Here is an 18,323-nt window from a genome sequence, read left to right as displayed (position 1 = left end):
ACGCCCGGTTACATTCCGAACCCGGAAGCTAAGCCTCACAGCGCCGATGGTACTGCAGGGGGGACCCTGTGGGAGAGTAGGACACCGCCGAACAAATATTGAAAGGGTTGGATCTGGAACTTCGGTTCCGGGTCCAACCCTTTTTTTGTTTGCGTAACGTGTCGTTCACGTTCCCCGCCGAGCATCCCAGCATGGGTACTGCTGCAATGCTCAGGGCCGCCGGTGTCGGAGTCGGCGACGAGGTCATCGTGCCGGCCTTCGGGAACGCCGAGGTCGCCGAGGCCGTGACACTGGCCGGTGCGCTTCCGGTGTTCGCCGACATAGATCCGCTGACCTACTGCCTCGACGTGACGGCGGTCGAAGCGTCCGTAACCGCCCGTTCCGCAGCGGTGGTTGTCGTCCACCGGTTCGGACGGTGGGCCGACGTCCGGGGGTTGCGTGAACTGGGACAGCGGCATGGGCTGCTGGTGCTGGAGCAGGGCGAGTCCGAGGCTCCGTACGACGAGATCGCGCAGCGGCGGCAGCGGGCCTCCTATCTCGATGCGAAGCTGCGCGGGGTGCGGACGCCGGACGGCGGCGACGGGCACACCTACCAGCAGTACGTCGTGCGGGTGCCGGGGAACGGCCGGCCCGACCGGGACGCTTTCGCTCGGGCCCTGCGGGGCAAGGGAGTCGACTGCAGGGTCCCGGTGAAGACGCCGGTGCACCGGCTGCCGGAATTCCGGCGCTGTGTCGCGCTGCCGGAGACGGAGGTCGCCGCGGACGAGACCCTCGCGCTGCCCGTGGACGCCGCGTTGACGAAGCGGGAGATGCAGCGGATCGTGTCCGCCTGCAATGCCCTCGGTGGACTGCTTCAGCCCGCCTTCTGAACGAGTTTGGGACCTCGGGCCCGTTCGGGGTATGATCTATTCCGTTGCCGCGGGGGAAACCTCGAAAAGGCGACAGGCCCCCATAGCTCAGTCGGCAGAGCGTCTCCATGGTAAGGAGAAGGTCAACGGTTCGATTCCGTTTGGGGGCTCCGGTCAAAAGGCCCCGCCCGTAAGGGCGGGGCCTTTTTCATGCCCTCTTTCCTCTGTCTCCTCAGTCCTTCTGGAGACCGGGGACCCGCATCGCGAGGATGGCCATGTCGTCGGACGGAGCGTCCGACGCGAAACGCTCCACCGCGCGCATGATGCGTGCGGCGACCGCGCCGGCCGTCAGGCCCGTGCAGGTGGTCAGGACGTCCGCCAGGCCGTCGTCGCCGAGCATGCGCGTACCCTCCCGGCGTTCCGTCACGCCGTCGGTGACGCAGAGCAGAACGTCGCCCGGATCAAGGGTGACCGTCTGCTCGTACAGCTCCAGGTCCTCGATGACGCCGAGGAGAGGCTGGGGTTCGGCGGCGGCCTCGACCGTGCCGTCCTGGCGCAGGCGCAGCGGGAGCGGATGACCGGCGCAGACGACCTTCATCTCCGCGCTGCCGTCCTCCTGGGGACGCATCTCGCCGTACAGGAGGGTGAGGAAGCGGCTGCGGGCTCCCTCGTCCAGGATGGCCGAGTTGAGGCGTTCCAGGACCGCGGGGCCGCTGAGGCCCTCGCGGGCCAGGAGGCGGAGCGCGTGCCGGGCGAGGCCCGTGACCGCGGCCGCGTTGGGGCCCGTTCCGCAGACGTCGCCGATGGCGAAACCGTACGCGTTGTCGGCGATGGGGAAGACGTCGTAGAAGTCGCCGCCGACCTCGTTGCCCTCGCCGGCGGCGCGGTAGATGACCTCGACCTCCATGCCCTCGATGTGCGGGGTGCCCGGGGGCAGCAGGCTGCGCTGGAGGGCCTGGCTGATGGCCGTGCGCTCCGAGTACAGGCGGGCGTTGTCCAGGGCCAGGGCGGCCCGGCGGGAGAGGTCCTCGGCCAGTTCCAGGATCTCCTGGCGGAAGTGCTCGTCGGTGGGCTTGCCGAGGGTGAGCATGCCGATGACGCGGTTGCGGGCGACCAGGGGGAGGACCACCGTCTCGCCGCCCACCGCCGAGGCGGTGGCGAGCGTCGGGCCGATGCCGGAGGAGACCTGGCGGGTGGGGCCGCCGGTCAGGCCGAGGCTGCGCATGGAGCTGCGCAGTGCGGCCTGGTGGGCGTGCTCGCCGGGGGCGGTCCAGACGCGGGCGCCGGGCGTGGGTACCGGGTCCGGCGGGGGTACCTTGGCGAGCAACGACTTGATGCCGTCGATGAGTTCCTCGTCCTCGTGCAGGACGTAGGACAGGTACGGGTCGGAGGCCTGGTCGGCGATGGTGTAGACGGCGCACCAGGTGGCGAGGGTGGGGACCGTCATCTGGGCCATCAGGGCCAGCGTCTGGTCGCGGTCCAGGGTGCCGGCGAGCAGGTCGGAGGCCTCGACGAGGAAGCTGAGCGAGCCGCGGCGCAGCCGTTCCAGTTCGCCGAGTCGGGCCGACTCGACGGCCAGGGCGATGCGGTCGGCGGCGAACTGGAGGCGCAGCGCCTCCTCGTTGGAGTATCTGCCCGGTGCCTCGGCGGCGACGCCCAGGGAGCCGGTGAGGCGGCCCTCTACCTTCAGCGGGACCGTGACGACCGAGCGCATGCCGGTGCCGGCGAGTAGGGGGACGGCGCCGGGAACGGCCGCCAGGTCGTCGTGTACGGCCGGCATGCGGGCCGAGCCGTAGCGGCCGGGGCCGGCTTCCACGGGCACGCGTGCGAAGCGCTGGCGGGCCGAGGGGAGGCCGGTGGAGGCGCGGACCTCCAACTCGGTCTCGTCGTCGGTGGCGAGGAGCAGGAACGCGGAGTCGCCGTCGAGCATGTCGCGGGCGCGTTCGACGGTGCGCTGGAGGAGGCCGTCGAGGTCGTCCGGGGCGGGGGAGCCGATGAACACCTCGAAGGGGTCGCTGCTCTGGCCGTCGGAGGCGCCGCCGGCGTCCGATGCGGGGAGGCGCAACGGGGTCTGGAGGACGGCCCGTTCGTGGTCGCGTACGAGCAGGCAGACCGTGGAGGGTTCGCCGCCGGTGTCGCGGACGCGCAGGTGCGAGGCGTAGACGGGGGTCACGCGGCCGTCGGCGCCGCGGATGCCGTAGCTGCCCTCCCAGCGGGAGAGCTGGAGTGCCTCGGCGATGCCGGTGCCGGTGCCGGGGGTGTGCGGCCAGGCGGCGAGGTCGGTGAGCGGCTTGCCGGTGACCTCGCCGGCGGTGTGGCCGAAGATCTCCTCGGCGTCCTCGTTCCAGGCGGAGATGGAGCCCTTGCGGTCGATCTGGACGACCGCCACCCGGACCCGTCCGTCGGCGAGGGGCAGCAGGTCGGCGGGGAGGGACGGGCCGGCCGCGCGGGTGCCTACCGGACGCTCCGGGAGATCCAGCTGGAACCAGACATTTTTGTGCGTGGGCGTGTACTCGACGCCCCAGCGGGCGGCGAGGGCCGCGCAGAGCTGGAGTCCGCGGCCGCCCTCGCGGTCGGGGCTGCCCATGTTGACGGCGGAGCCCTGGAGCGGGACCTCGCGTTCCGGGTAGCGGTCGGCGACCTCGATGCGCACCCCGTCGTCGGTGCGCAGGCACAGCACGTCGGCGTGGGTGCCCGCGTGCACGACCGCGTTGGTCACCAGTTCGCTGGTGAGGACCACGGCGTCGTCGACGACGTCCGCGAAGCCCCAGCCCTGGAGCGTGTCGCGGACGAAGGACCGGGCGGTCGCGACCGATCGCCCGACGGGCTCGAAGGTGGCGGCCGCGCGCGCGGTGATCACAGAACTCCTCGACCGTGTCTCGACATGCGGGGTTGCCTGGCCGGGCTGGTGCCGCTGCTGCGGCATGCGCTCGCCTGTGGGCCGTGGCTCCGGGTTGTGTCCCCCGGGGATCACTCCGGTGGTCATGGTCTGCGGCCGCCCCTCCGAATGCCCGCTCGTTCTCGTGCCACCGCCCAGGCCGGACGGACCGGTGCGGCTGGACAGCCGCATGCAAGGTTACTTACCTTCGCCGTCCGAGCGGATGCCGGTCGCCAGTGTTTACGCCCCCAGGGTGTGCGGACGATGTGCGAAGCTGCCGAACTGTTATGGCCTGGTTCGGCGAGGGTGAAACACTGGGCAAGCTTGTGATGAAGGTCCGGTCAGCCCGAATGCGTTGCGTGCAGGGCGGGCAGCAGCCCCTGGTGTGGCCGGATCTCGTCCGGCAGAAATACGCAGCAGTAACTGGTACGCCGGAGTAAGCGGTACGCCGGGTATGGCGGTGTCCGAGCACAGCAGTAACGGTCGACCCCTGCGGGAGGGACACAGTGGAGTCTGGCGCAGCGGCGCGGGGCACTAAGGCGCGCGCGAAGGGCGGACCGTCTCTGAGCAGGCAGCGGGGCGGTGACGGGACCACCGCGGTGGACACGGCTTCGCTGAACCGGTTGCTGGTGGCGCTGGTGGCGATGCGGGAGGGCAACTTCCGCAAGCGGCTCACGGTGTCCGGGGACGGCGTGATGTCGGAGATCGCGGCGGTCTTCAACGAGGTGGCGGACCGCAATCTCCATCTCACGGGTGAGCTGTCCCGGGTACGGCGTGTCGTCGGACGTGAGGGAAAGCTCACGGAGCGGCTGGAGACCGGCGCCTGCGAGGGCTCCTGGGCGGCCGCCGTCGACAACTCCAACGCGCTCGTCGACGACCTGGTGCGGCCGGTCTCCGAGGTGGGCCGGGTCCTGACGGCGGTGGCCGAGGGGGACCTGTCGCCGCGCATGGAGTTGCGGTCGCCGTCGGCGGACGGGGCGGGGCATCCGCTGCGCGGTGAGTTCCTGAAGGTCGGCCGGACCGTCAACAACCTGGTCGACCAGTTGTCGACGTTCACCGACGAGGTCACGCGGGTGGCCAGTGAGGTGGGCACCGAGGGCAAGCTGGGCGGTCAGGCACGCGTGCGTGGCATGTCGGGTTCGTGGCGTGACCTCACGGACTCGGTGAACACGATGGCGTACCGGTTGACGGCGCAGGTGCGGGACATCGCACTGGTGACGACGGCGGTCGCCAAGGGTGACCTGTCGCGGAAGGTCACGGTCCAGGTCGCCGGCGAGATGCTGGAGCTGAAGGAAACCGTCAACACGATGGTGGACCAGCTGTCGGCGTTCTCCTCCGAGGTGACCAGGGTCGCCCGTGAGGTGGGTACGGACGGCATCCTGGGCGGTCAGGCGCACGTACCGGGGGTGGCGGGGACGTGGAAGGAGCTCACCGACTCCGTCAACACCATGGCCGGCAACCTGACGGCGCAGGTGCGCGGGATCTCGGAGGTGACCACTGCGGTCGCCAACGGTGACCTGTCACGCAAGGTCACCGTTCCGGCGCGCGGTGAGGTCGCGCAGCTCGCCGAGACGATCAACCAGATGACCGAGACGCTGCGGATCTTCGCGGACGAGGTCACGCGCGTGGCAAACGAGGTCGGTGGCGAGGGGCGGCTCGGCGGGCAGGCGAACGTGCCCGGCGCGGCGGGCACCTGGAAGGACCTGACGGATTCCGTCAACACGGTGTTCCGGAACCTGACGACCCAGGTGCGCGACATCGCCGCCGTGACGACGGCGGTGGCCAACGGCGACCTGTCGCAGAAGGTCACGGTCGACGTGGCCGGCGAGATGCTGGAGCTGAAGAACACCGTCAACGGCATGGTTGATCAACTGTCGTCGTTCGGTGCCGAGGTCACCCGGGTGGCGCGGGAGATCGGGGTCGAGGGTGAGCTGGGCGGCCAGGCGCAGGTGCCCGGAGCCGCCGGCACCTGGAAGGACCTGACCGACTCCGTCAACACCGCGTTCCGCAACCTGACGGGGCAGGTCCGCAACATCGCCCAGGTGACGACGGCGGTGGCCAACGGCGACCTGTCGCAGAAGGTCACGGTCGACGTGTCCGGCGAGATGCTGAAGCTGAAGAACACCGTGAACACGATGGTGGACCAGCTCTCCAGCTTCGCCGACCAGGTGACGCGGATGGCCAGGGACGTGGGCACCGAGGGCCGCCTCGGCGGCCAGGCGCGCGTGGACGGCGTCTCGGGCACCTGGAAGGAGCTGACGGACTCCGTCAACTTCATGGCCGGCAACCTGACCTCCCAGGTGCGGCAGATCGCCCAGGTGACGACGGCGGTGGCGCGGGGCGACCTGTCCCAGAAGATCGACGTCGACGCGCGGGGCGAGATCCTCGAACTGAAGAACACCATCAACACGATGGTCGACCAGCTGTCCGCCTTCGCCGACCAGGTCACCAAGGTGGCGCGCGAGGTCGGTACGGAGGGACGGCTGGGCGGCCAGGCGCAGGTGCCGGGCGTGGCCGGTGTGTGGCGGGACCTGACGGACTCCGTGAACGGCATGGCCGGCAACCTGACGGCCCAGGTCCGCAACATCGCCCAGGTCGCCACCGCGGTCGCCCGCGGTGACCTCTCCCAGAAGATCACCGTGGACGCGCGCGGTGAGATCCAGGAGCTGAAGAACACCCTGAACACGATGGTCGACCAGCTGTCGTCGTTCGCCCAGGAGGTCACGCGCGTGGCGCGCGAGGTGGGCACCGAGGGCATCCTCGGCGGCCAGGCCGAGGTGCAGGGGGTGGCGGGCACCTGGAAGGACCTCACCCAGTCCGTGAACTTCATGGCGAACAACCTGACCATCCAGGTGCGCAACATCGCCGAGGTCACGACGGCGGTCGCCAAGGGCGACCTGTCGAAGAAGATCACCGTTGACGCGAAGGGCGAGATCCTCGAGCTCGTCACGACGGTCAACACGATGGTCGACCAGCTGTCCAGCTTCGCCGAGCAGGTGACCCGGGTGGCCCGTGAGGTGGGCACCGAGGGCATCCTGGGCGGCCAGGCGCGGGTTCCGGGTGTCACGGGCATCTGGAAGGACCTCAGCAACAACGTGAACCAGATGGCCAACAACCTGACCATGCAGGTGCGGAACATCTCCCAGGTGTCGGCGGCGGTCGCCAACGGCGACCTGACCCGGCAGGTCACCATCGAGGCGAGCGGCGAGGTGGCCCAGCTCGCCGACACCATCAACCAGATGGTGAAGACGCTGAGTTCGTTCGCCGACCAGGTCACGAAGGTGGCCCGTGAGGTGGGTACGGACGGCATCCTGGGCGGTCAGGCGCATGTGCCGGGTGTGGCGGGGACGTGGAAGGACCTCACCGAGTCGGTGAACCAGATGGCGTCCAACCTCACCGGCCAGGTCCGCAACATCGCGATGGTGACCACGGCCATCGCGAAGGGCGACCTGACCAAGAAGATCGACATCGACGCGCGCGGCGAGATCCTCGAACTCAAGACGACGATCAACACGATGGTCGACCAGCTGTCGAGCTTCGCCGAGGAGGTCACCAGGGTGGCCCGCGAGGTGGGCACCGAGGGGGCGCTCGGCGGGCAGGCACGCGTGCGTGACGTGGACGGCACCTGGCGGGACCTCACCGAGTCGGTGAACGAGATGGCCGGGAACCTGACCCGGCAGGTGCGTGCCATCGCGCGCGTGGCGACCGCGGTGACCCGTGGCGACCTGAACCTGAAGATCGACGTGGACGCGTCCGGCGAGATCCAGGAACTCCAGGACTACATCAACAAGATGATCGCCAACCTGCGTGACACCACGGTGGCCAACCAGGAGCAGGACTGGCTCAAGGGCAACCTGGCCCGGATCTCCGCGCTCATGCAGGGCCGCCGCGACCTGGTGGACGTGGCCTCCCTGATCATGAGCGAGCTGACGCCGGTGGTGACCGCGCAGCACGGCGCGTTCTTCCTGGCGATGCCGCTGGTCGACGGCAAGGACACGAGCGCCGAGAACGAGGACGCCTACGAACTGCGCATGCTGGGGTCGTACGGCTACTCGATGGGTTCCATGCCGACGTCGTTCCGGCCGGGTGAGGCGCTGATCGGGACGGCCGCGCAGGAGAAGCGGACGATCCTGGTGGAGAAGGCGCCCACCGGGTACCTGAAGATCTCCTCCGGGCTCGGCGAGGCGCCGCCGGCGCAGGTGATCGTGCTTCCGGTGCTGTTCGAGGGCAAGGTGCTCGGCGTGATCGAGCTGGCGTCGTTCACGCCGTTCACGCAGATCCAGAAGGACTTCCTCAACCAGATCGCCGAGATGATCGCGACCAGCGTCAACACCATCTCCGTGAACACCAAGACCGAGGTGCTGCTGAAGCAGTCGCAGGAGCTGACCGAGCAGCTCCAGGAGCGGTCGGCCGAGCTGGAGAACCGGCAGAAGGCCCTCCAGGCGTCCAACGCCGAACTGGAGGAGAAGGCGGAGCTGCTGGCCCAGCAGAACCGGGACATCGAGGTGAAGAACACCGAGATCGAGGAGGCCCGGCAGGTCCTGGAGGAGCGTGCCGAGCAACTCGCCGTCTCCATGCGCTACAAGAGCGAGTTCCTCGCCAACATGTCGCACGAGCTGCGCACCCCGCTCAACTCGCTGCTCATCCTGGCCAAGCTGCTCGCCGACAACGCCGAGGGCAACCTGTCGCCCAAGCAGGTGGAGTTCGCCGAGACCATCCACGGCGCCGGTTCCGACCTGCTCCAGCTGATCAACGACATCCTGGACCTGTCGAAGGTCGAGGCGGGCAAGATGGACGTCTCCCCGACGCGTATCGCGCTCGTCCAGCTCGTGGACTACGTGGAGGCCACCTTCCGGCCGCTGACCGCGGAGAAGGGCCTGGACCTGTCGGTGCGGGTCTCGCCGGAGCTGCCCGCCACCCTGCACACCGACGAACAGCGGCTGCTCCAGGTGCTGCGCAACCTGCTCTCCAACGCGGTGAAGTTCACCGACTCCGGCTCGGTGGAGCTGGTGATCCGGCCGGCGAGCGGCGATGTCCCGGTCGGCATCAGGGAACAGCTCCTGGAGGCCGGCTCGCTGAGCGATCCGGACGCGCCGCTGATCGCGTTCTCGGTGACCGACACCGGGATCGGGATCGCGGCCAGCAAGATGCGGGTGATCTTCGAGGCGTTCAAGCAGGCCGACGGCACGACCAGCCGCAAGTACGGCGGCACGGGCCTCGGTCTCTCGATCTCGCGGGAGATCGCGCAGCTGCTGGGCGGTGAGATCTACGCACAGAGCGAGCCGGGCCGCGGCTCCACGTTCACGCTGTACCTGCCGCTGCACCCCAGCGAGCTGCCGCCGCAGGGCTACCAGCAGTCCGTGCCCCAGCTGGAGGCCGGGGACCTGGTCGCCTCGCAGAGCCGCGCGCTGGAGTTGTCCGGCGTGGAGATCGAGACGCCGGCCGAGGTGAAGTCGTACCAGGAGACCCAGAACGGCGCCGCGGCGCTCTTCCGGCGCCGTCGCCGGGGGGCTCCGGTGGCCGAGGCGTGGCCGGTGCTCGCCGAGCAGGAGACGATGTCCCCGCAGCCGCGCCGGGGCATGCGGTTCGGCGGGGAGAAGGTGCTGATCGTCGACGACGACATCCGTAACGTCTTCGCGCTCACCAGCGTGCTGGAGCAGCACGGTCTGTCGGTGCTGTACGCCGAGAACGGCCGGGAGGGCATCGAGGTCCTGGAGCAGCACGACGATGTCGCGGTCGTCCTGATGGACATCATGATGCCGGAGATGGACGGCTATGCGACGACCCATGCGATCCGCCGGATGCCGCAGTTCGCCGGGCTGCCGATCATCGCGCTCACCGCGAAGGCGATGAAGGGCGACCGGGAGAAGGCCATCGAGTCGGGCGCCTCCGACTACGTCACCAAGCCGGTCGATCCCGATCACCTGCTGGCGGTGATGGAGCAGTGGATGCGCGAGGAGTGACCGGAACGGTCAGGTGTGATGTGAACGTTGTGGGAACGTTCCGTGTGCACGGGGAGTTGCTGACGCAGGGTGGTGGAACCCGTGTAGAAGTGCGGGATTGGGGGAACCTTCTGGTCTCCGGCTGCGTTTCTGCTACGTGCACAGTGACATCGCGGTGACAGGGTGTGGCGACAGGCGGGGTGCGGCTACCATGACCGGCACAAGGACGGGCGGCGAAAGGGAGTCGTCCCCTGGGGCGGCGCCCGGTGCACATCCGGGGCGAGGAGGGCGGGCCATGGTGCAGAAGGCCAAGATCCTCCTGGTCGATGACCGGCCGGAGAATCTGCTGGCGCTGGAGGCCATCCTCTCTGCGCTCGATCAGACACTGGTGCGGGCATCGTCCGGGGAGGAAGCGCTCAAGGCACTGCTCACGGACGACTTCGCGGTGATTCTGCTGGACGTCCAGATGCCGGGCATGGACGGTTTCGAGACCGCGGCGCACATCAAGCGGCGGGAGCGGACCCGGGACATCCCGATCATCTTCCTGACGGCCATCAACCACGGCCCGCACCACACCTTCCGGGGCTACGCCGCGGGCGCGGTGGACTACATCTCCAAGCCGTTCGACCCGTGGGTGCTGCGCGCCAAGGTCTCGGTGTTCGTCGAGCTGTACATGAAGAACTGCCAGCTGCGCGAGCAGGCGGCGCTGCTGCGGCTCCAGTTGGAGGGCGGCGGCAAGGGCGCGGTCGCCGGCAAGGAGTCCGCGGGGCTGCTCGCCGAGCTCTCCGCCCGCCTCGCGGCCGTCGAGGAGCAGGCGGAGGCGCTGTCCAAGCAACTGGACGACGAGTCCGCGGACGCGGCCGCGGTGGCCACGGCGGCCCACCTGGAGCGCAAACTCACGGGCCTGCGCCGGGCGCTCGACGCTCTCGAACCGGGTACCGGCGGCGCCACGCCGCCGCTCCCCGCGCAGAACTGACCGCGGTCGCGGACGCAGTTGCCCATGAGCGTGCGTCAGTTCCGGGCCCCGCGAAGGGCGACACGAACGGGTGAAGCAGTGGGCACACGTGTCCCCCGTCGCATCCCCCGGTAACCTCACACCCATGGCCTCACGTCCCTCCGCAGCCAAGAAGCAGCCCGCGAAGAAGGCCGCTCCCTCGAAGGCTCCGGCGAAGAAGGCCGCCGCGAAGAGGGCCCCGGCCAAGAAGGCGCCCGCCAAGAGGACCACGGCGAAGAAGACCGCGCCGGCACCCAAGCCGGCGCCCAGCCCCACCGGGGGCGTGTACCGCCTGGTGCGCGCCCTCTGGCTCGGCGTCGCGCATGCCGTCGGCGCCGTCTTCCGCGGCATAGGACAGGGAGCCAAGAACCTGGACCCGGCCCACCGCAAGGACGGCGTCGCCCTGCTCCTGCTGGGCATCGCCCTGATCGTCGCCGCCGGCACCTGGGCCGACCTGCGCGGCCCGGTCGGCGACCTGGTCGAGATCCTCGTCACCGGCGCCTTCGGCCGCCTCGACCTGCTGGTGCCGATACTGCTCGCGATGATCGCCGTGCGGTTCATGCGCCACCCCGAGCAGCAGGACGCCAACGGGCGGATCGTGATCGGCCTGTCGGCCCTGGTCATCGGTGTGCTCGGCCAGGTGCACATCGCCTGCGGGGCGCCCGCCCGCAGCGACGGCATGCAGGGCATAAGGGACGCCGGCGGTCTCATCGGCTGGGCGGCGGCGACCCCGCTGACGTACACCATGACCGAGGTGCTGGCCGTACCCCTGCTGGTGCTGCTCACGGTCTTCGGGCTGCTCGTGGTCACCGCGACCCCGGTGAACGCCATCCCGCAGCGGCTGCGGGCGCTCGGCGCGCGCCTCGGGCTGCTGCACGACCCGGAGCCCGACGACGGGTACCAGGAGTACGGCGAGGACGACGAGCGCTACGAGGAGCAGTGGCGTCAGGCGCTGCCCGCCCGCCCCCGCAGGCGCTCCGGCGCCCCCCAGGAGTACGACCCCGACAGCGCCGAGCACGAGGCCCTCGCCAAGCGCCGGGGCCGTCCGCGGCGCTCCGCCGTGCCGCAGCCCGAACTGGGCCGTCAGATGGACGCCGTGGACGTCGCGGCGGCTGCCGCGGCCGCGCTCGACGGCGCGGTCCTGCACGGCATGCCGCCCTCGCCGCTCGTCGCCGACCTCACCCAGGGCGTCGGTGTCGGCGACCGCGAGGACACCACCCCCACCCCCGTGCCGGCGCCGAGCCCCAGTCCGAGTCCGGTCCCGGCCGCGCGGCCCAAGCAGGAGCGGCTGAAGGTCGAGCCGGTCGTCGCCGACCTGACCAAACCGGCGCCCGAGAAGCCCCGCGACCTGCCGCCGCGCGCCGAGCAGCTCCAGCTCTCCGGCGACATCACCTACTCGCTGCCGTCGCTGGACCTGCTCACCCGCGGCGGCCCGGGCAAGGCGCGCAGCGAGGCCAACGACCGGGTGGTCGCCTCGCTCACCAACGTCTTCTCCGAGTTCAAGGTGGACGCGGCCGTCACCGGCTTCACCCGTGGCCCGACGGTCACCCGCTACGAGGTCGAGCTCGGCCCCGCCGTGAAGGTGGAGCGGATCACCGCGCTCACCAAGAACATCGCGTACGCCGTCGCCAGCCCGGACGTGCGGATCATCAGCCCGATCCCCGGCAAGTCCGCGGTCGGCATCGAGATCCCCAACACCGACCGCGAGATGGTCAACCTCGGGGACGTGCTGCGGCTCGCCGAGTCCGCCGAGGACGACGACCCGATGCTGGTCGCCTTCGGCAAGGACGTCGAGGGCGGCTACGTCATGCACTCGCTGGCGAAGATGCCGCACATGCTCGTCGCGGGCGCCACCGGCTCCGGCAAGTCGTCCTGCATCAACTGCCTGATCACCTCGGTCATGATGCGGGCGACCCCGGAGGACGTGCGGATGGTCCTGGTCGACCCCAAGCGGGTCGAGCTGACGGCCTATGAGGGCATCCCGCACCTGATCACGCCGATCATCACCAATCCCAAGCGGGCCGCCGAGGCGCTCCAGTGGGTCGTGCGCGAGATGGACCTGCGCTACGACGACCTGGCCGCGTTCGGGTTCCGGCACATCGACGACTTCAACAAGGCGATCCGCGAGGGCAAGGTCAAGCTCCCCGAGGGCAGCGAGCGGGAGCTGCAGCCGTACCCGTACCTGCTGGTGATCGTCGACGAGCTGGCCGACCTGATGATGGTCGCGCCGCGCGACGTCGAGGACGCGATCGTGCGCATCACGCAGCTCGCGCGCGCCGCCGGCATCCACCTGGTGCTCGCCACCCAGCGCCCGTCGGTAGACGTGGTCACCGGTCTCATCAAGGCGAACGTGCCCTCCCGGCTCGCCTTCGCCACCTCCTCGCTCGCCGACAGCCGCGTCATCCTCGACCAGCCCGGCGCCGAGAAGCTCATCGGCAAGGGCGACGGGCTCTTCCTGCCGATGGGGGCGAACAAGCCGACCCGTATGCAGGGCGCCTTCGTCACCGAGGAGGAGGTAGCCGTCGTCGTCCAGCACTGCAAGGACCAGATGGCGCCGGTCTTCCGGGACGACGTCACCGTGGGCAGCAAGCAGAAGAAGGAGATCGACGAGGACATCGGTGACGACCTCGACCTGCTCTGCCAGGCTGCTGAGCTGGTCGTCTCCACCCAGTTCGGCTCCACGTCCATGCTCCAGCGCAAGCTGCGCGTGGGCTTCGCCAAGGCCGGCCGGCTCATGGACCTCATGGAGTCGCGGGGCGTGGTCGGGCCGAGCGAGGGGTCCAAGGCGCGCGACGTTCTGGTAAAACCTGATGAGCTGGACGGGGTGCTTGCTGTGATCCGTGGGGAGTCCGAGGGGTAGACCTGAGGGGTAGGCCTGTCTGAAGGGCTACGGGCGCCAGCGGACCGGGTGGAGTCAGTACCGTGATCCACCCGTTAGGGACCGTAGGGCAACCGTTTCCCTTTGACGTACGTCAAGTTGAGCGAGAGGAAAGGTGTGCATCCCGGAACGGGGCGCACACCTGACCCGTCATCGGGATGTCGGGCCATACCGATGGCGTACAAAGTCGTACCGCCCGGTTGCCTCACCCTTTTGCACCCCCCATAGACTGAACCTCCAGCACAGGTGGCTACACGCTCGAAAGGCGCCCCCGTGTCCATCGGCAGCAACTCCCCTGAAGACGAGCGTCCGTTCCCAGACGTGTCCGAGGAAAACCGCCCCTCCGTAGGCCGAGCCCTCAAGCAGGCCCGCATCGCCGCCGGGCTGACCGTCGACGAGATCAGCGGGAGCACCCGGGTCCGTATCGCCATCGTGCACGCCATCGAGGCCGACGACTTCGCCCCCTGCGGCGGCGACGTCTACGCCCGCGGGCACATCCGGACCCTGGCGAAGGCCGTCGGCCTCGACCCCGAGCCGCTGCTCGCGCAGTTCGCGGCGGAGCACGGTGGTGGGCGGCCCGCGCCGACGCCCGCCGCGCCGCTGTTCGAGGCGGAACGTATCCGCCCCGAGCGCCGCGGGCCCAACTGGACGGCGGCCATGGTCGCCGCGATCGTCGTCGTGATCGGTTTCGTCGGCTTCACCGCCTTCAAGGGCGGCGGCGGCGACGACGCCAAGCAGTCGGTCGCCGAGGGCCCCGCTCCGTCGACCAGCAAGCCGGTCTCGCCGACCCCGAAGGAGAGCAAGCCCGACAAGACGCCCGGGCCCTCCGACAGCGCGATCGCCGCCGCGCCCCAGGACAAGGTCACCGTCCAGGTCAGCGCGGTCAACGGGCGCAGCTGGATCTCGGCCAAGGACCACAACGGCCGGATGCTCTTCGACGGGCTCCTGAAGAAGGGCGAGTCCAAGACCTTCCAGGACAGCTCCAAGATCAACCTGATCCTCGGTGACGCCGGAGCCATCCAGCTCTACGTCAACGGAAAGAAGATCGAGGACCAGTTCCGGCCGGGCGCGGTGGAGCGCCTGACGTACACCAAGGGCGACCCAGAAGTCGGATAATCGTTCGGATCGTGCACGTACACAAGGGGTTGGCCATGATCGGCCAGCCCCTTCGACGTGGGCTGTCGGCGAGACAAAGTAGTCTTGAGCCCATGCCTGAACGCCGTACCGTCGCACTCGTCACTCTCGGCTGCGCCCGTAACGAGGTGGACTCGGAGGAGCTCGCAGGCCGCTTGGAGGCGGACGGCTGGCAGCTCGTCGAGGACGCATCGGACGCGGACGTCGCCGTCGTCAACACCTGCGGATTCGTCGAAGCCGCCAAGAAGGACTCGGTCGACGCCCTCCTGGAGGCAAACGACCTCAAGGGGCACGGCAGAACCCAGGCCGTCGTGGCGGTGGGCTGCATGGCCGAGCGGTACGGCAAGGAGCTCGCCGAGGCGCTGCCCGAGGCGGACGGCGTGCTCGGCTTCGACGACTACTCCGACATCTCCGACCGCCTGCAGACCATCCTCAACGGCGGCATCCACGCCTCGCACACCCCGCGCGACCGCCGCAAGCTGCTGCCCATCAGCCCCGCCGAGCGGCAGGACTCGGCCGCCGCGGTGGCCCTGCCGGGACACGGCCCGGCAGACCTCCCGGACGGCGTCGCGCCCGCCTCCGGCCCGCGTGCGCCCCTGCGCCGCCGCCTGGACGGGGCCCCCGTCGCCTCGGTCAAGCTCGCCTCCGGCTGCGACCGCCGCTGCTCCTTCTGCGCGATCCCGTCCTTCCGCGGCTCCTTCATCTCACGCCGCCCGAGCGACGTGCTGAACGAGACCCGGTGGCTGGCCGAGCAGGGCGTGAAGGAGATCATGCTGGTCTCCGAGAACAACACCTCCTACGGCAAGGACCTGGGTGACATCCGTCTCCTGGAGTCGCTGCTGCCGGAGCTGGCCGAGGTGGACGGTGTCGAGCGGGTGCGGGTCAGCTACCTGCAGCCCGCCGAGATGCGCCCCGGTCTGATCGACGTACTGACCTCCACCCCGAAGGTCGTCCCGTACTTCGACCTGTCCTTCCAGCACTCCGCCCCGGGCGTGCTGCGGGCCATGCGCCGCTTCGGCGACACCGACCGCTTCCTGGAGCTGCTCGACACCATCCGGAGCAAGGCTCCGCAGGCGGGCGTCCGCTCCAACTTCATCGTCGGCTTCCCCGGCGAGTCCGAGTCCGATCTCGGCGAGCTGGAGCGCTTCCTGAACGGCGCCCGCCTGGACGCCATCGGTGTCTTCGGCTACTCCGACGAGGAGGGCACCGAGGCGGCCACGTACGAGAACAAGCTGCCCGAGGAGGTCGTCGACGAGCGTCTCGCGCACATCTCCCGGCTCGCCGAGGAACTCGTCTCGCAGCGGTCCGAGGAGCGCCTCGGCGAGACCGTGCACGTCCTCGTGGAGTCCGTCGACGACGAGGACGGCGTCCGCGGCCGGGCAGCCCACCAGGCGCCCGAGACGGACGGACAGGTGCTGCTGACCAACGGTGCGGGACTGCGCGTCGGCCGTATCGTCGAGGCGAAGGTGGTCGGTACCGAGGGTGTCGACCTGGTGGCCGAGCCGCTGCAGGGCTCGCCCGCATGGAGCGAGGAGGCGGGCAGATGACCGGAGTCCCGGCGTCCGCCGCGGGCGGCTCGTCCGGCGCGCACGGCGCCCCGGCCTCCGCCGCCACCTCCGGTGCCGCCCCGGATTCCGGTTCCCACGGCTCCGGTCCCCACGACGGCGAGCGGCCCGCACGCGGCGGGAAGATCGCCGCTGCCGCCGTCAACCAGGCCAGCCTGTGGAACGTCGCCAATCTGCTGACCATGCTCCGGCTGGTCCTGGTGCCCGGCTTCGTCGCCCTGATGCTGGCCGGCGGCGGCTACGACCCGGCGTGGCGCTCCCTCGCCTGGGCGGCCTTCGCCATCGCCATGATCACCGACCTGTTCGACGGGCATCTGGCACGCACGTACAACCTGGTCACCGACTTCGGGAAGATCGCCGACCCCATCGCCGACAAGGCCATCATGGGGGCGGCGTTGATCTGCCTGTCCGCGCTGGGCGATCTGCCCTGGTGGGTGACGATCGTGATCCTCGCCCGGGAACTCGGCATCACGCTGATGCGTTTCGTGGTCATCCGGTACGGCGTGATCCCGGCCAGCCGCGGCGGCAAGCTCAAGACCCTCACCCAGGGCGTGGCCGTCGGCATGTACGTCCTGGCGCTGACGGGGTGGCTGGCGACCCTGAGGTTCTGGGTGATGGCCGCGGCCGTCGTCCTGACCGTCGTCACCGGCCTCGACTATGTGAGACAGGCCATTGTCCTGCGGCGGCAGGGAATCGCCGAGCGAGCAGCAGCGTCGGAGGAGACGGAAGCGTGAGTTCCACGGCCGCCCAACTGGTGCGACTACTGACGGTGAGGGGTCAGACCCTCGCTGTCGCCGAGTCGCTGACGGGCGGCCTGGTCGCCGCGGAGATCACCGCGGTGCCGGGGGCGTCCAAGGCGTTCCGGGGCTCGGTCACCGCCTACGCCACCGAGCTGAAGCATGCGCTGCTGGGCGTCGACGCCACTCTGCTGGCCCAGCGGGGTGCGGTGGATCCGCAGGTCGCGGCCCAGATGGCCGCCGGAGTGCGCAAGGCGCTGGGCGCCGACTGGGGCGTTGCGACCACCGGAGTCGCCGGACCGGAACCGCAGGACGGCCGGCCGGTCGGGACGGTCTTCGTGGCCGTGGACGGGCCGTTCGGCCCTGATTCCGGTTCTGCCGCTGGCGGAAAAGTGGAGGCCCTGCGGTTGAACGGCGACCGCGCGGAAATTCGTAGAGAGAGTGTACGGAGCGTACTCGCACTGCTTCTGAGGGAGCTTGCGAGCGAACAGACCGGGAATGAGCGGGCACAGGATACGGAACAGAACGGGGGGTTTTGATGTTTGCAGCCCTGAGTGAACACGACATCGCTCCCCGCACGGCCGCGGCGCGAGGCGGTACGGTGGGGCGTGAAGGATGCGGCTACGCGGTCCGAGGAGGGAGCCACCGATGATTCTGCTCCGTCGCCTGCTGGGTGACGTGCTGCGTCGGCAGCGCCAGCGCCAGGGCCGTACTCTGCGCGAAGTCTCCTCGTCCGCCCGAGTCTCACTCGGCTATCTCTCCGAGGTGGAGCGGGGGCAGAAGGAGGCATCCTCCGAGCTGCTCTCCGCCATCTGCGACGCGCTGGACGTACGGATGTCCGAGCTCATGCGAGAAGTGAGCGACGAGCTCGCCCTCGCCGAGCTGGCCCGGTCCGCCCGGGCCACCGAGCCCGTGCCCACGTCGGTTCGCCCGATGCTGGGTACCGTCTCGGTGACGGGTGTGCCACCGGAACGGGTGACCATCAAGGCGCCCGCCGAGGCGGTGGACGTGGTCGCCGCGTGACGCTCGCGCGGGGATAGACCGATGCGGCGCCGACCCGGCGTCGAAGAAGTGCGCGAGGCCCCGGCCGGGGCCCTCCCGGGGAGACCTGGGAGGGGCGGCCGGGGCTTTCGCGCGTCCGTGGACGGGATGCGTCCATTTGCCGGTGTCCGCCGATCCGGTCATGGTGGAGGAACGCTGACCGGGGGCTGACGACCGGAGACAACGCATGCACGCCGAGAAGAGCCCGCTGTCCCACGCGGACCCGAAGACCGTGCCCGAGGCGACGTGGAGAGCCTTTGCGGGGATCGCCTAGCAGGCGCCGATGCCGGTCCACGGCCGTTGCAT

The 18,323-nt window shown here is 69.9% G+C and carries 10 protein-coding genes, 1 tRNA gene and 1 rRNA gene; 11 read left to right on the top strand and 1 reads right to left on the bottom strand.

Annotated features, from left to right (window positions below; genetic code table 11):
- The 3 genes from rrf to AB0472_RS25410 form a co-directional block, all read left to right on the top strand.
- Positions 1-93 (top strand): 5S ribosomal RNA (gene rrf / locus AB0472_RS25420); the annotation flags it as partial.
- Positions 94-206: 113 nt separating this feature from the next.
- Positions 207-869, top strand: a complete 663-nt coding sequence (locus AB0472_RS25415) for a DegT/DnrJ/EryC1/StrS family aminotransferase (protein WP_366359271.1) — start codon at positions 207-209, stop codon at positions 867-869.
- A 76-nt stretch (positions 870-945) separates the two neighbouring features.
- Positions 946-1,018, top strand: a tRNA-Thr gene (locus AB0472_RS25410).
- 62 nt (positions 1,019-1,080) lie between these two features.
- Here AB0472_RS25410 and AB0472_RS25405 read toward each other — a convergent pair.
- Positions 1,081-3,834, bottom strand: a complete 2,754-nt coding sequence (locus tag AB0472_RS25405; protein WP_366359262.1) for a SpoIIE family protein phosphatase — start codon at positions 3,832-3,834, stop codon at positions 1,081-1,083.
- A gap of 398 nt (positions 3,835-4,232) precedes the next feature.
- Here AB0472_RS25405 and AB0472_RS25400 point away from each other — a divergent pair, with 398 nt between their 5' ends.
- The 8 genes from AB0472_RS25400 (at position 4,233) to AB0472_RS25365 (ending at position 17,999) form a co-directional block, all read left to right on the top strand.
- Positions 4,233-9,689, top strand: coding sequence for a HAMP domain-containing protein (locus AB0472_RS25400; protein ID WP_366359260.1), 5,457 nt, complete (start codon positions 4,233-4,235; stop codon positions 9,687-9,689).
- A 274-nt stretch (positions 9,690-9,963) separates the two neighbouring features.
- Positions 9,964-10,644: a response regulator gene (locus tag AB0472_RS25395; RefSeq protein WP_366359258.1), complete on the top strand. Its 681-nt coding sequence runs from the start codon at positions 9,964-9,966 to the stop codon at positions 10,642-10,644.
- A gap of 124 nt (positions 10,645-10,768) precedes the next feature.
- Positions 10,769-13,522, top strand: a complete 2,754-nt coding sequence (locus AB0472_RS25390) for a DNA translocase FtsK (RefSeq protein ID WP_366359256.1) — start codon at positions 10,769-10,771, stop codon at positions 13,520-13,522.
- Positions 13,523-13,813: 291 nt separating this feature from the next.
- The gene (locus tag AB0472_RS25385; RefSeq protein ID WP_366359254.1) at positions 13,814-14,656 is read left to right on the top strand and encodes a RodZ domain-containing protein; all 843 of its coding nucleotides are present in this window, start codon (positions 13,814-13,816) and stop codon (positions 14,654-14,656) included.
- Between the two features lie 92 nt (positions 14,657-14,748).
- Positions 14,749-16,221, top strand: a complete 1,473-nt coding sequence (gene rimO / locus AB0472_RS25380; protein ID WP_366359252.1) for a 30S ribosomal protein S12 methylthiotransferase RimO — start codon at positions 14,749-14,751, stop codon at positions 16,219-16,221.
- The gene (gene pgsA / locus AB0472_RS25375) at positions 16,218-16,973 is read left to right on the top strand and encodes a CDP-diacylglycerol--glycerol-3-phosphate 3-phosphatidyltransferase (RefSeq protein ID WP_366359250.1); all 756 of its coding nucleotides are present in this window, start codon (positions 16,218-16,220) and stop codon (positions 16,971-16,973) included. Before rimO ends, pgsA begins: the two co-directional genes overlap by 4 nt.
- Positions 16,970-17,515, top strand: a complete 546-nt coding sequence (locus AB0472_RS25370) for a CinA family protein (RefSeq protein WP_366359248.1) — start codon at positions 16,970-16,972, stop codon at positions 17,513-17,515. The genes pgsA and AB0472_RS25370 overlap by 4 nt, the downstream gene beginning before the upstream one ends.
- A gap of 109 nt (positions 17,516-17,624) precedes the next feature.
- The gene (locus AB0472_RS25365; RefSeq protein ID WP_366359247.1) at positions 17,625-17,999 is read left to right on the top strand and encodes a helix-turn-helix transcriptional regulator; all 375 of its coding nucleotides are present in this window, start codon (positions 17,625-17,627) and stop codon (positions 17,997-17,999) included.
- The last annotated feature ends 324 nt before the right edge of the window (positions 18,000-18,323 follow it).

The sequence above is a fragment of the Streptomyces sp. NPDC086777 genome, assembly GCF_040702065.1.
Taxonomy (GTDB): Bacteria; Actinomycetota; Actinomycetes; order Streptomycetales; family Streptomycetaceae; genus Streptomyces.
The sequence above is the reverse complement of the archived record's forward strand: the minus strand, read 5'-3'. Positions and strand labels throughout refer to the sequence as shown.

Bases quoted from the DNA above. Each gene is read 5' to 3' on its own strand.
- AB0472_RS25415 (WP_366359271.1), top strand. From the start codon at position 207: ATGCTCAGGGCCGCCGGTGTCGGAGTCGGCGACGAGGTCATCGTGCCG.
- AB0472_RS25405 (WP_366359262.1), bottom strand. From the start codon at position 3,834: ATGACCACCGGAGTGATCCCCGGGGGACACAACCCGGAGCCACGGCCC.
- AB0472_RS25395 (WP_366359258.1), top strand. From the start codon at position 9,964: ATGGTGCAGAAGGCCAAGATCCTCCTGGTCGATGACCGGCCGGAGAAT.
- AB0472_RS25390 (WP_366359256.1), top strand. From the start codon at position 10,769: ATGGCCTCACGTCCCTCCGCAGCCAAGAAGCAGCCCGCGAAGAAGGCC.
- rimO (WP_366359252.1), top strand. From the start codon at position 14,749: ATGCCTGAACGCCGTACCGTCGCACTCGTCACTCTCGGCTGCGCCCGT.
- pgsA (WP_366359250.1), top strand. From the start codon at position 16,218: ATGACCGGAGTCCCGGCGTCCGCCGCGGGCGGCTCGTCCGGCGCGCAC.
- AB0472_RS25365 (WP_366359247.1), top strand. From the start codon at position 17,625: ATGATTCTGCTCCGTCGCCTGCTGGGTGACGTGCTGCGTCGGCAGCGC.